The following is a 13,273-nucleotide window of genomic DNA, read 5'->3' on the forward strand; positions in this document are numbered from 1 at the left end:
CCGGTTGACCCAGAGATCGGAGGTCCAACCCCTTGCGGTCCCAAAAGCCGCCATTCCTCACCATCAAACCCTGCCGACCCAGGATTTCAAGCAGCGGAGCCACGCTCGAGAAAGGCCTTATAGGCCCGGTACGTCATGTAGATGTCGCCCTTGTGCGCGATCTCGAAGGGCGAGTGCATCGAGAGGACCGGCGGGCCGCAATCCACAATCCTTACACCGTGGATGGCAAGGTATTTGGCCGCCGTTCCGCCGCCACCTTCATCCACCTTGCCCAATTCTCCGGTCTGCCACGCAATCCGTTCGCGGTTGAAGAGACGACGCAGCCAGCCTAGGTACTCCGCATCGGCGTCATTTGCACCGATCTTCCCCCTGTGGCCGGTAAACTTGATCATGCAGGGCCCGTATCCCAACCGTGCGGCGTTCCTCTTCTCGTGCACGTCCTGGTAATCCGGGTCGAGCGCCCCCGCCACATCCGCTGAAAGGGCCTGCGAGGCGGCCAGGACCCGCGCGACCGCCCTGGCGGTGGCCTCTTCCCCGGCCGCCTCCAGGCAGTCCCCCACCACCCCCTCGAGGAATCTCGACCTTGCCCCTGTCGCCCCCTCACTGCCGATCTCTTCCTTATCCACAAAGAGGACGAGCGCGGTCTTCTCCGTGCGGGTCATATCCAGAAGCGCCCTGAGGCTCGTATAGACGCAGGCCCGGTCATCCTGCCCGTAGGCCCCCACCAGGCCGCGGTCCCAGCCGACATCGCGCGCCGGACCCGCCGGAACGACTTCGATCTCGGCGCTGACAAAATCCTCCTCCAGCAGGCCCAGTGTTTCATAGAGGTGCACCAGGAGAGCCAGTTTGAACCGTTCCTTGGTCTCGTCGTCCCCCAGCGGGAGGACGCCTGCAACTACGTTGAGCTTCTCCCCCTCGATCGCCTCCCCGAGCTTTTTCTCGTACTGGGATTTCGCGGCCAGGTGCGGCAGGAGATCGAGCACGGTAAAGACCGGGTCGGTGGGATTCTCCCCTACAGAGAGATCGAGCCGGGTGCCGTCCGCGCGCATGATCCGGCCATGAACGGCCAGGGGCCGCGCGAGCCATTGGTATTTCTTGATGCCGCCGTAATAGTGGGTTTTCAGGAAGGCCAGATCCACCTCTTCGTAGACCGGACGCTGTTTGAGATCCAACCGCGGGGCATCCACGTGCGAGACGATCACCTGGAGCCCATCCGACAAGCTGCCCGTTCCGGGCCGCACCAGCGCCGCCCATTTTCCGCGATGAGCCCGGAAAAACGGGGTCCTTCCGCTTCCAGCTCCGGGGCCTTCGGCAAATCCGTTTTCAAGGGCCAGCCGCCGGATGTTTTCGACCGCCTCGCGCTCCGTCTTGGAGGCATCCAGAAACCCCTTGTACGCCTCGGCAAACTGAAAGACCGCCTCCCGTTCATCGAAGCCAAAGGCATCCCATACCAGGACCGGCTTGTAGACAAGCTTGTTCTGAAGCCTGGTCATTTCTTCCTTGTCAGGCCGTTTTTCTTCCATTTTCCTTGTCCTTTCACGCCCGGCCCCTTCAGGGCCGGAAAGACGCCTCCGGGCGGCGATTGTCAGCGGCTTCAGCGAGTTAGTTTCCAATCCGGAAATGGTCTTTTTGGCCAATCTCGGCGTCGATCTGCACGTTTGCTTGTGCGGCGACCTACAGGTCGCCTCCGCACAAACGCTTGATTTCCTTGATATTGGCCAAAAATCCTCATTTCCGGATTGGAAACTGGGTTCTACCGCGAAATCATTTCCCGATGGACACGAGTCAGCAGGGTCCCTGACAGGTCCGCCACTCTCCGGATGCCTTTTTCGCGGCAGTAACCCTCGATGCCCGCCGCAATCTCGACCGAGGCCCTCGGATTGACGAAGTGTGCAGTCCCCACCTGCAGAGCCGCGGCACCGGTAATCAGGAACTCGAGGGCATCCCTCGCATCCATGATGCCGCCCATCCCCATGACCGGGATCCTGACCGCCCGCACCGTCTGGTAGAGCATATAAAGCGCCACAGGCTTGATCGCAGGGCCGGAGAGCCCCCCTGAGAGGTTCCCCAGGACCGGCCGCCGGGTCTCCACATCCACCGCCATACCCGTCAGGGTGTTGATAAGGGAAAGCGCATCGGCCCCCGCCGCCTCGACCGCCCGGGCGATGACGCAGATATCGGTGACATTCGGCGAAAGCTTGACGATCACCGGTTTGTCGGCATTGCGTACGACGCTCTCCGTCACCCTCCCCGCGGCCACCGGGTCGGTGCCGAAGGCGAGGCCGCCGCATTCGACGTTCGGGCAGCTGATGTTCACCTCCAGGGCGTCGACCGCGTCGATGCCCTGGAGGGCGCCTGCGAGGGCGCCGTACTCCGCGGTGCTGTGCCCGTATATATTGACGATGACCGTCGTGTCAAGGGCGCTCAGCAGCGGGACCTTCTCGGCAAGGAATCGGTCGAGGCCGCAGTTCGCCAGCCCGATCGCGTTCAGCATGCCGCACGGCGTCTCCACGATGCGGGGCGGGGGATTGCCCTCCCTCGGCTTCAACGACAGGCCTTTTACCACGATGCCTCCCAGGAGGGAGGGATTCACCAGCTCCGCGTACTCCTCGCCATAGCCATAGGTCCCGGAGGCCGCGACAATCGGATTCTTGAGCTGCAGCGGGCCCAGCGAGACCCTCATATCGACGACCGTATCAGAGGGCATACGATTGCCTCCAGTCCACGCCTGCGGCGTCCAAAACCGGCCCTTCGCGGCAGACCCGCAGATACCCTGCGCCGGCTGCCGCGCCCACGACACATCCTTGACAAGCGCCGACGCCGCAGGCCATCCGGGCCTCGAGCGAGACCTGGCAAGGGGCGGACGCCTGGACGGCCAAACGGGCCACTTCGCGGAGCATCGCCTGCGGCCCGCAGGCGCAGACCAGGGACGGAGCGCCATCCCCTTTTCGGCCCAGCCTCTCCTCCAGCAGATCCGTGACCAAACCCCTTCGACCGGAACTCCCGTCATCGGTAACGATACGGACCGTAACGTCCCGCAGCTGGAAGCGATCGAGCGGAACGAGCTCCGCGAGGGTCCGGCAGCCGATCAGACACTCGCACGGCCGGCCGTTCAAGGACTGCATCAAGCCCACGAGCGGGGCGATTCCGATCCCTCCCGCCACGGCGAGAATCGCTCTGCCATCCTCCGGCAGGACGAAACCCCGCCCCAGGGGACCGAGGCAGGCGAGTTCGGCCCCTTCCTTCAGTCGGGACAGCATCGCCGTTCCCCGGCCGACGACCCGGTAAAGGATCAGGAGCGTATCGTCGCCTGTCCTCCCGCAAATGGAAAAAGGCCGGCGCAGCAGCGGATCGATCCCTTCCCCGAGTCCGATCATGACAAACTGCCCGGGGCGCGCCGAACGAAGGATCGCCGGGGCCTCGAGGCCCATCAGGAAGATGCCTTCCGCAGCCGGTTCATTGAAGCGAACGGATACCCGTGTGTCGATCATCCCATCCTCTCCAGGGGCCTGTCAGGCTGGTTCTCCGATTTCCATCCGGAAAGGATGATCCAGCACGACCCAGTTTCCAATCCGCAAATGAGGACTTTTTGCCAAGGCCCTTTCCCACTGCAAACCCGCTGTGAAAAAAGCGGATCCTGCTTGGAAAACAAGCGCGATTCTGTTATGCTGCGCGTGTTTTTGGGAATGCTCCGGGCATTCGAGCGAAAAAGACCCTCCTCGAACGCGAAGCAGCATCCACCCTTGTCATTCACCTCGCTACCATACCACGAGATCCCGATGGGCAGAAGAAAAATGCCGTTGTGCCTCATTGCCCTACTTCTGTGGGCCTTGCCGGCATCGGCCGATGATGCGCCCGGATCCCTCAAGAAGGCCGCCTTCATCCCGCAGTGGGTGCCGCAAGCCCAGTTCGCCGGCTATTACGTAGCGCTCGAAAAGGGATTCTACCGCTCGCACGGCATCGATCTCACCATCATCTGCGGGGGCCCCGCGAACCCGCCCGCCGATTGCCTCACCAGCGGGCAGGCGCAGTTCGCCACCCTCTGGCTCTGCACCGGACTGGAATTGCGGGGCCAAGGCATCCCGGTCGTCAACATCGCACAGATGGCGCAGCGCTCGGCCTTGATGCTGGTCGCCAAAAAGGCGAGCGGCATCCGGAGCATCGAAGACCTGCAAGGCAAAAAGATCGGGGTCTGGGGTCCAATCTTCCAACTCCAGCCGCGGGCCCTCTTCCAGAAGCTCGGGTTGGACGTCCGATTCATCCGCCAATCGTACTCGGTAAACCTGTTCCTGCGGGACGGTGTGGATGCAGCCTCGGCCATGTGGTACAACGAATACCACACCATCCTCAATACCGGACTCAACCCCGATGAACTCGTGCCGTTCTTCTACCATGATTACGGCCTGAATTTCCCGGAGGAAGGCATCTATGTCCTGGAGCAAACGCTCCAGGCGGATCCGGCGCTCTGCTGCGCATTCATGAGGGCGTCCGTCGAGGGGTGGATCTATGCCTTCGACCACGTGGAAGAGGCCCTCGATATTGTCATGAAAAACCTGAGAGAAGCCCACGTCCCGGCCACCCGCGTGCACCAGAAGTGGATGCTCGGACGGATGCGTGACCTCATGCTGCCTCCATCCGGCTCCTGGGCCGACATGGGCACATTGATCGAGGCCGATTATCTGCGCGTCGCCGAAATCATGCAGAAAGAGGGCTTTATCGACGCGATCCCCGAATTCACCACCTTCCACGAGGACTGCACCCCCGATGCCGCGCCATAAAGGAATCGCCTTCAAGCTGGTCTGCCTCGTTCTGCTCAGTTGCTGCGTGATTTTCGGCCTCACCTTCTGGTACAACTATGGCGTCTCCCGCCGCCTGATTGCGAAGAACATCGAGAAAAACGCGGCCGAACTGATGATCGCCACGACCAATCAGCTTGACCGCGTCCTTGGCGCCGTCGAGAAGGTCCCTCAGAACCTGGCGTTTTTCCTTGAGAGCGCCCCCTGCGACGGCGGCCAGATGATGGACATCCTGAAGACCCTGGTGGAGAACAACCCCGAGATTTACGGCGCCTGCATCTCCTTCGAACCTTACAGCTACAACCGGAATACCCTCGCCTTCGCCCCTTACTACTTCAAAGGCGCCGACGGAGTCGCCTTCAGATATCTGTCTTCCGATTATTTCTATGACGACTGGTACCAGATCCCGCACGAACTGGGGCACCCCGTCTGGAGCGAGCCCTACTACGACGAGGGGGGCGGCGACATCATCATGGCCACCTATTCCGTGCCCTTTTACCGTGAAGTGCTGGGAAAGCGCCGGATCATCGGCATCGTCACCGCCGACATCTCCCTCGACTGGCTGCAGAAGATCGTGGGAGACATCCAGATAGCCGAAACCGGCTATGCCTTCCTACTCTCCAAAAACGGCACGTTTGTGACCCACCCGCGCCGGGACCTGATCATGAACGAAACCATCTTCAGCCTGGCCGAGGCGCGCGGGGACCCGGCGCTGCGAGAGGTCGGGCGGGCCATGATCAACGAGCAGTCCGGCTACACACCCTTTTTCTGCACCATGACGAACAAGGCCTGCTGGATGGGCTACTCGCCTCTCGCATCCAGCGGCTGGTCACTGGCGGTCCTCTTCCCGCAAAGCGAGCTTATGGCCGACATCGACGCCCTGAACCGGACGGTGTGGACGCTGGTCCTGGCCGGGTTTCTGCTGCTGCTCTTCGTCATCGCCGGAATCGCCCGGTCGATCACGCGGCCGCTTCGATCCCTCACGTCAGCGGCCCGGGACATCGCCGCCGGCAACCTGGATGCCCCTCTGCCCGCAAAACGTTCAGGCGACGAGGTCGGTCATCTGGCCGATTCCTTCGCCTACATGCAGCAGGCCCTCAAGCAATACATCCAGGACCTCACTGAAACGACCGCGGCCAAGGAAAAGATCGAAAGCGAACTCCGCATCGCGCATGAGATCCAGATGGGGATCCTTCCCAAGGTCTTTCCGCCGTTCCCGGACCACACCGAGTTCGAGATCTGCGCCGCGCTGGAACCTGCCAAGGAGGTCGGAGGAGACCTTTACGACTTCTTTTTCCTCGACGAGCGCCACCTCTGTTTTACGGTCGGCGACGTCAGCGGCAAGGGGGTGCCGGCCTCCCTTTTCATGGCTATCACGCAGACCCTGGTCAAGACGAAGGCCACACAGGGGCTTGCCCCCCACGTGGTGCTCGAACGGGTCAACCGGGACCTGTCGCTCGACAACCCCTCCCTCATGTTCGTGACCCTCTTTTTAGGCATCCTGGACATCGAAACAGGGGAGGTCACCTACTCGAACGGCGGCCACAATCCGCCCTACATCCTGCGCAGCGACGGATCCGTCACGCAGCTTCCGGGGACGAACGGCATGGCCCTCGGAGTCATGGAGGACTTTGTCTTCCGCTCGAAAAGCGTCGGGCTGGGTCCGGGAGAGATGCTGTTCCTGTATACAGACGGGGTGACGGAAGCGATGGACGTGAACGAGACGCTGTATTCAGAAGCGCGCCTGGAACAGAAATTGAGGGAAGTCAAACATATGCCGATCGATCAGATGGTTCACACGATCATGGCGAACGTGCACATCTTTGCCGGGAAGGCCCCACAGGCCGACGACATCACGATCCTCGTCCTGCGCTTCAAAAGGTTGGGGGAAAATCAGGAAGGCGACCCACCTTCAGTCGACGGCTAGAAGATCGGCGCCACCGTAAAAGCTGCAATTCTGCCTCGACACAAGACGGCTATTCGATGAAAACGGGCTCCCGCAGGATCCGCTCGATGGCCGCTTCGGCCGTAAGGGCGAGATCGAGGTGGGTTTCACGCAGGTTGGCAACCTGGCGCAGGTGATCCGCCGTCCGCATGACCAGAGAGGCCATATCCCCTTCATCGATCGCCACCAACCGCAGGAGTTCCTCCCAGGGAACCCCGCGCGCCCAGAGGTAGAGGGCCGCGGCAGGCCAGAAAAGGATCGGGGGGTTGTCGAAGCCCCGCCGCGTTTTCAGCTCCCGAATGGGATCGATGATATCGAGGATGCGGTCGAAAAGCCCCTCCATCCGGTCCAAAGCAACGCCCCCGCCGAACCGCAGTTCCACCTCCTGGACCCGGTCCCACACGAACGGCGCCAGAGCCCCTGCCAGAAGCTCCGGGGTCGCCTCTTCGAGCCCTTTCTTGCGGATCAGTTCCGCGATGAGCAGGGGTTGGTCGAGCCGCAGCTTGGAGGCCCATTCCCCGTCCTGCGTGAGCCGGTTCAGGCTATCCACGAATCCGGTTTCCTTGAGAAAACGTAGATGCCGGCTGAAGCTGAGCCAGAGCCCTCCCTCCATCTCTTCCATGTGCACCGCCAAGGCTTCGAGCTCCCTCAGAAGCTGCCGGATAGGGCCCTTTTTCTCCCGGTGGCAGGTCTTGCGGTGTTCGCAGCGCTCGCACGGCAAGGCGTGAAGCTTTTCCCGGATGCGCTCCAATTCTTCGCCTCCCAGATCCGCCTCGGAGACATCCACGTTCAACACAGGGAGGCCTTCCGTGGGGATATCGGCAAAAAAGCCCCCGACTTCACCCGGCTCGAAGGCCTCCGGCAGCTCGACCCGATAGTCATACAGGGTCTTGATCTGATGGACCGGCACCTTGCGCAGGGGAATCCGCCCCCTGCGCGCCTGCGGCAGGCGTTTGAGGTTGTAGGCCGCGCAGACGAGCTGCCGGTGCTCCCGCTGCGTCCGGAAAACGACGTAGACCGCGCCGTTTTTGTGCAGAAACAGGCGCCCGGGTTTCAAATAGGATTGGTAGAGCGCCGCCAGCGCTTCGTTCCGGACCGCACGGTCGAGTTTACGGACATCGCGCTGAAGCTCCGCCGTCTTCTGAATGTTCTCGATGATGGCAAACGGGTCGGAGGTGTCGCAGCGGCCCTCCGGCAGGACCCGCGTGAGGCGCGCGACCATGGCATCCCAGCGCTGCTGCACGCTCGACCCGAAGCGGGATTCCTGAAACGCGGCGAAGGAGCGATCGAGGAGGGTCCGGATCTCCTCCGGCCCATAGGAGAGGAGCAGGTTCAACGTCATCGAAAAGTTGATGTGGATCTGGCTGACGAGGGGCTCCGGAGGGGCATCCTTTAGGTCATAGATCAGCTGGGCGTCCAGGTGCCTGCCAGGCACGAGGAGGGCGAAACCGATGAAGTCCTTCCCGCGCCGACCGGCCCGGCCGATCATCTGGTGGAGATCGGTCGAGGTCAGATCGATGAATTCTCGACCGTTGTATCGATCGCTCTGGAGCAGAACCACCGTCCGCGCGGGGAAATTAACCCCTGCCGCCACCGTCGAGGTGGAAAAGATGGCCTCGAGCCAGCCCCGGTTCATCATCTTTTCTACGAGCAGCTTCCAGTAGGGCAGCTGGCCGCCGTGGTGGGACGCGACGCGGCCGTCTATCAGCGGGCCCATCTGACGGTGGCCCCGCAGGTGGGGGTACTGCGTCAGAAAGGCCTCGATCGCCGCCTCCATGTCGGGCCGCGTTTTCTCCGGGTCCTCCACCGGTGGACAGGTCAGGATGGCCCGGTCGCAATCGGCCCGGGACTTCAGGAAAAAGATGGCCGGGAGCAGATTGTATTCCCTCAGCGCGGCGATGACGGCGCCGAAATCCATCCGCCCGCTGTCCCTCCGCCCCTTGCCCCCCGGCGACTCCATAAACTTTTTGATCCGCGGGCTCAGGCCCTTCGCCCCGCCGAGCGGCCCGATGAAATGGTCCGGAAAAAGGAAAAGCATCTCGAGCGGCACGGGCCGATCGACGGCCCGGACAACCCGGTTTTCCGTCTGCCGGACCTCTTTGAGCCAGCCGCAGATCTCCCGCGCATTCGACAGGGTGGCCGAAAGGAGCAGGAGCCGCACCCGCGAAGGCAGGTAGATCAGAACCTCCTCCCAGACGACGCCCCGGTCGGGATCGCTCAAGTAGTGGGCCTCGTCCAGGACGACCAGATCCGCCCGCACCTGGGTGCCCTCGTGCATGGCGTCGTAGAGCTGGTTGCGGAGGATCTCCGTCGTCCCGACGATCACAGGCGCATCCGCGTTCTCCTTTCGGTCCCCTGTCAGGATGCCGCAGTTCGTGCCACCGAACTCCTGGATGAACTCCTGGTAGATGGCATTCGAAAGCGCCTTCAGAGGGGAGGCATACCAGGTGCGGCGACCCTCGGCGAGGGCGGCGTGGATCGCCTGAACGGCGATCCAGGTCTTGCCGGCCCCCGTGGGCGCGCTCACCAGGACATCATAATCCCGGATCTGCGCAAGGGCCTCCAACTGGAACGGGTCCGGCCGGAAAGGAGATGGCTCGGGCACACCGATCCTGGCGAACACCGGCTTGAGGCTCTTGTCCAGCTGGGCGCGCAGCGCAGGCGGGGTGTGTTTCTCCCGGGACGCCCGGGCGGGTGGCCTTCCCTTCCGCACGGGGCGCCTTCTATAGGGTCTCTTCCCTTCCATCACGCGCCGGGGGCCCCTTCCCCATTTCGCCCGTCTCTCAAGCCACGAACTCCGCAGCCACCAGATCCATATCTCTCAACATTCCCTGCAGGCACTCGGCCAGCGGCAGCGCCGAGAGCGCCCCCATCAACGCCGGCACCGGTTCATCGCCGGCGCCCTGGGAAAGTCGCAGCCCCTTGACATAGACGGTCTCGAGCGTCTCACAGACAAAAAGCCTGGACACCGCTTCCATGCAATTCCTGGAGTAACGCCGCTCGCCCGAATCCTCGGCGGCCTTCCGGCAGAGGCCGAAGGCCACCTCGCACCAGGTCATCATATCCGCGAGAAGAAACATGACGTATTGCGAACGGGTCAGCTTCGCCTTCCGCGCCCCGAGGATCAGATCGTTCAAGACCTTCAGGGCATCGGACAGATGGGGCCCGCCGGTCGAGACGGGAAGTTCGAGCGCCCGGGCGGCCATCTCTTCATAGAATCCGCCTTTGGAGCGGACCGTCTCGCGCATGCGGAACATGGCGATGATGCTTCGCTGGATCTCGCTCGTCCCTTCGTAGATAGTCAGGATCTTCACATCACGCTTGATCTTTTCGACCTCGTATTCCCGGATGTAGCCGTACCCGCCGAACGCCTGGATGCCGTCGTTCGCCATGGCGTCACCGGCCTCCGTGGCGAAATATTTGGCGATGGAGCCCTCGACCTGCAGGTCCTCCTCGACGGTGTCCAGCCGGCGGCCGACCCACTCGATATAGGCCCGGGCCGCCTCGAGCTGCACGGCATGCGGCACGAGGAGCCGGTGGGTGTATCCCTGCTTTTCCGAGAGCGGCCCGCCGAACTGGATGCGCTCCTTCGAGTAGCGGATGGCCCGCTCGAGGGAGGCCATGCCTCCGCCGAGCCCGAAGGTCGCCACCATGAGGCGCGTGTACCCGAAGACCTGGTTGGCCTGCTTCAGACCTTGGCCTTCGACACGGCCCAGGAGGTTCTCCGCAGGAACGAAGAGGTCCTCGAGGCTCAAGGGGCAGGTGTCGGAAGCCCGGATCCCGTGTTTGTCTTCGTGTTTCCCTGGAACGAGGCCCTCCGCCCCGCCCTCCACGACGAAGAAAGACGGCCCATCGGGCGTGTCGGCAAGGATCGTGTAGAGATCGGCCACCCCCCCGTTCGTGATGAACTGCTTCTGCCCGTTCAGGCGGTAACCGATGATGTTGCCCGCATCGTCCAGCACCCGTTCGGCCTTCGTCTTCAGGGCCTGGACATTGGACCCCGCATCGGGTTCGGTCACCCCATAGGCGACGATCAGGCCTTCCTCGGCGATCTTCGTGATGTATTTGGCCCGCTGTTCGGGGGTGCCCCCCACCCGGATCGGGTCCATGCCGAGGCAGATCGCCAGGAACGAGGTCGCTATGGCCAGGTCCATCCTGGCCATGCGCTCGCTCACGAGGGCGATCTCGGTCGCGCCGGCCCCCAGTCCGCCGTATTCTTCGGGGATGAAGATCAGGTGGAGCGCCACGTCCGGACCCAACATGAAGCGGATAAGGTCCATGGGAAATTTCCCGGCCTGATCCAGGGCAAGCTTCGTTTCGAGGGGAAGCCGCTCCCTTTCGAGCTTCGCGATGGTCTCCATCACCATGGACAGCGTCTCAGGGTCCATTTTCGATTGTCCTGTCATGCAACAGCCTCCTTCAAAGGATTCGATCAATAGGCTCGTGTCAATCCCGGCAAGGGCGAATCTCAAGAGGTTTCCCGTAGTCGGATTCCCTCCGAAGCCCTCGCCCTCCCTGTCGGCCAGGGTCATGTGGGCATGCTCCATCGGCCGGCCGTCCTTCAGAGATCGGTGAAGGTCTATGACCTCACCCATTAAAACCGCTCGAAATCCGTCTGAAAAGACGCTTTCCGGACCGCTGCCTGCAACCGCTGGAGGGAACCGATACGACTCGATTGCGAAGATATAGCACAGAAGCCGTCAAATAACCAGATGACTGAAAAGCGCTCACTAAAATCAGCCTCTCAGGCATCGCCCATATCCTCCACTCGATCGGGCCTCCCCCCGCTCAGGCCAGCCCTGCACCCGTCAGCCCCCCACGAAAACTCCTCTTTGGGCCATGCCGGATCAACGAGTCTTCCCCTCGGGGACAGACCCCTCCGGTGAAGCCTTCTTCAGGACCCGGTCGATGATAAACCCGCCGCCCCGCCCGCTCCGGTGGAGGAAGAAGACCGCAGCGGCCACCCCCGGGATAAGCGCCAACAGCCACACCAGGGCTCCTGCATAGGCACTGAAGGCCCACTGATTGTCCACCAGGCGGAAGATCAGGAACCCGATCAGGCCGCCGATCGCTATGAGCCCCATGAACAGCGTGAAATGATGGGCGTGCGAGTCCCCGGGACCCACCAGCAGCACCGTGTCCCCCACCTCGGCCCCGACTGGATTCGCACCCTCCAAGACCGTGAGATCATCCGGCCTCTTATGCTCAGGGCCGCATACCGGTGCCAAGGCACAGGTCCCGTGCAGCGATCGACGCCGAACGGCCACCTCAGCCTTGCCTTCCTCTGGAATACCGATCACGAGCCCTTCGTAGCTCGCCATGAATGCCTTCCTCCCCATCTTACCGCTCGACGGAGAACCGCCGGCCAAACCGTCTGCACTTGATTTCCTTTTCAGCCTACCCTATGCTTCGCAAAAAGGCCATGAGATTGGCCGACTCTTCCAACGCGGATACGCTTACGATTGTTTCCAAACGACCCTTCAGTCCCATCCGTTGGAGGCAAAATGATGGATGCGTTTTTGGACCAAGGCAGAACACTCATCGACCGTGCCCAAAGAATCCTGGTTTTCAGCGGCGCTGGTCTCAGCACCGAATCCGGCATCCCGGATTTCAGGAGCCCCGGGGGCATCTGGAGCCGCTACGACCCGTCCGACTTCTATTTTCACAAAATCATCTCGGATGAGAGCGCACGGGAAGCCTATTGGCGGATGAGCTCGGAATACTGGCTGACCATGCGGGACGCCCTTCCCAATCCAGCCCATCTCGCGGTCAAGCAACTCGAAGAGGAGGAGAAGATCGAGGCGGTCGTCACCCAGAACATCGATCACCTGCACCACAAGGCCGGCAATTCCCCGGAGCGGATCATCGAGATCCACGGTACGGCCTTCACGGTCTCCTGCCTCACCTGCGGGAAGTCTTACGAACGGGAAGCGATCGAGGCGGTCCTGCGCAGCGGCGTCAAGGCCCCCTATTGCGAGGAATGCGGCGGCATCCTCAAGCCCGACACCATCTCCTTCGGCCAGAGCATGCCCATGGACAAAATGGAGCGCGCCATGCGCATCGCGGCGATCTGCGATCTCTGCCTCGTGCTCGGGTCCTCCCTTGTCGTCCACCCCGCCGCCTCCATCCCCGAAGAGGCCCTGCGTCACGGGGCCCGCCTCATCATCGTCAACCGGGATCCGACGCATCTGGACGAACATGCCGATCTGGTCATCCATGAGTCCATCGGCGGTGTACTTCAGGCAATGATCGGTGCAAACGCCCCTTGAAGGCACACCTTTTCCACCTTCCGTTACCGGCATGGGATCTCTCTATCGCGAGTATCCGTCCCGGAAAGGCTTTATCCGGCACGATCCGGATTGAAACTGGTGAGACCGGGCGAAAAAGAAATGTACCTCGCCTGTTGACAAGCAGAGCATGGTGCTTAATAATAAAGTGAGTTGCAAGCAGGCGGCAGAGAAAAAATCAGAGAAGATGGATCCGCCTGCAACAGAAAGGGGGTGTCGTAATGACAACGGAAATGGTTAAAAGG

General features: G+C 62.1%; 9 protein-coding genes. 3 read left to right on the top strand and 6 right to left on the bottom strand.

Annotated elements, in window-relative coordinates; translation table 11 throughout:
• Window positions 1-86: 86 nt before the first annotated feature.
• From ACZ500_RS10080 to ACZ500_RS10090, 3 genes are all read right to left on the bottom strand, one after another.
• On the bottom strand, window positions 87-1,523 hold the full coding sequence (locus ACZ500_RS10080) for an aminopeptidase (RefSeq protein WP_464232362.1): 1,437 nt from the start codon (window positions 1,521-1,523) through the stop codon (window positions 87-89).
• A gap of 230 nt (window positions 1,524-1,753) precedes the next feature.
• Complete coding sequence (locus ACZ500_RS10085; RefSeq protein WP_464232363.1) at window positions 1,754-2,707, bottom strand: dihydroorotate dehydrogenase; 954 nt, start codon at window positions 2,705-2,707, stop codon at window positions 1,754-1,756.
• Window positions 2,697-3,491, bottom strand: coding sequence for a dihydroorotate dehydrogenase electron transfer subunit (locus ACZ500_RS10090; RefSeq protein ID WP_464232364.1), 795 nt, complete (start codon window positions 3,489-3,491; stop codon window positions 2,697-2,699). Before ACZ500_RS10090 ends, ACZ500_RS10085 begins: the two co-directional genes overlap by 11 nt.
• A 288-nt stretch (window positions 3,492-3,779) precedes the next feature.
• On the opposite strand from ACZ500_RS10090, the gene ACZ500_RS10095 reads away from it, so the two are divergent.
• A complete protein-coding gene (locus ACZ500_RS10095; RefSeq protein WP_464232365.1) occupies window positions 3,780-4,778 on the top strand; it encodes an ABC transporter substrate-binding protein in 999 nt (332 codons plus the stop codon).
• Window positions 4,765-6,723, top strand: coding sequence for a SpoIIE family protein phosphatase (locus ACZ500_RS10100; RefSeq protein ID WP_464232366.1), 1,959 nt, complete (start codon window positions 4,765-4,767; stop codon window positions 6,721-6,723). Before ACZ500_RS10095 ends, ACZ500_RS10100 begins: the two co-directional genes overlap by 14 nt.
• 49 nt (window positions 6,724-6,772) lie before the next feature.
• Here ACZ500_RS10100 and ACZ500_RS10105 read toward each other — a convergent pair whose 3' ends face one another.
• From ACZ500_RS10105 to ACZ500_RS10115, 3 genes are all read right to left on the bottom strand, one after another.
• Window positions 6,773-9,454, bottom strand: coding sequence for a DEAD/DEAH box helicase (locus ACZ500_RS10105; protein ID WP_464232367.1), 2,682 nt, complete (start codon window positions 9,452-9,454; stop codon window positions 6,773-6,775).
• Between the two features lie 70 nt (window positions 9,455-9,524).
• A complete protein-coding gene (locus ACZ500_RS10110) occupies window positions 9,525-11,336 on the bottom strand; it encodes an acyl-CoA dehydrogenase family protein (protein WP_464232368.1) in 1,812 nt (603 codons plus the stop codon).
• A 252-nt stretch (window positions 11,337-11,588) separates the two neighbouring features.
• The gene (locus ACZ500_RS10115) at window positions 11,589-12,062 is read right to left on the bottom strand and encodes a SoxR reducing system RseC family protein (protein ID WP_464232369.1); all 474 of its coding nucleotides are present in this window, start codon (window positions 12,060-12,062) and stop codon (window positions 11,589-11,591) included.
• A 183-nt stretch (window positions 12,063-12,245) separates the two neighbouring features.
• Here ACZ500_RS10115 and ACZ500_RS10120 point away from each other — a divergent pair, with 183 nt between their 5' ends.
• A complete protein-coding gene (locus ACZ500_RS10120; protein WP_464232370.1) occupies window positions 12,246-13,010 on the top strand; it encodes an SIR2 family NAD-dependent protein deacylase in 765 nt (254 codons plus the stop codon).
• Window positions 13,011-13,273 lie beyond the last annotated feature (263 nt).

The organism is Desulfatiglans parachlorophenolica (assembly GCF_055394735.1).

What these genes read in the sequence shown, in the direction of transcription:
- ACZ500_RS10095 (WP_464232365.1), top strand. Translation starts at nt 3,780, where the DNA reads ATGGGCAGAAGAAAAATGCCGTTGTGCCTCATTGCCCTACTTCTGTGG.
- ACZ500_RS10100 (WP_464232366.1), top strand. Translation starts at nt 4,765, where the DNA reads ATGCCGCGCCATAAAGGAATCGCCTTCAAGCTGGTCTGCCTCGTTCTG.
- ACZ500_RS10110 (WP_464232368.1), bottom strand. Translation starts at nt 11,336, where the DNA reads ATGGGTGAGGTCATAGACCTTCACCGATCTCTGAAGGACGGCCGGCCG.
- ACZ500_RS10085 (WP_464232363.1), bottom strand. Translation starts at nt 2,707, where the DNA reads ATGCCCTCTGATACGGTCGTCGATATGAGGGTCTCGCTGGGCCCGCTG.
- ACZ500_RS10115 (WP_464232369.1), bottom strand. Translation starts at nt 12,062, where the DNA reads ATGGCGAGCTACGAAGGGCTCGTGATCGGTATTCCAGAGGAAGGCAAG.
- ACZ500_RS10080 (WP_464232362.1), bottom strand. Translation starts at nt 1,523, where the DNA reads ATGGAAGAAAAACGGCCTGACAAGGAAGAAATGACCAGGCTTCAGAAC.
- ACZ500_RS10120 (WP_464232370.1), top strand. Translation starts at nt 12,246, where the DNA reads ATGATGGATGCGTTTTTGGACCAAGGCAGAACACTCATCGACCGTGCC.
- ACZ500_RS10090 (WP_464232364.1), bottom strand. Translation starts at nt 3,491, where the DNA reads ATGATCGACACACGGGTATCCGTTCGCTTCAATGAACCGGCTGCGGAA.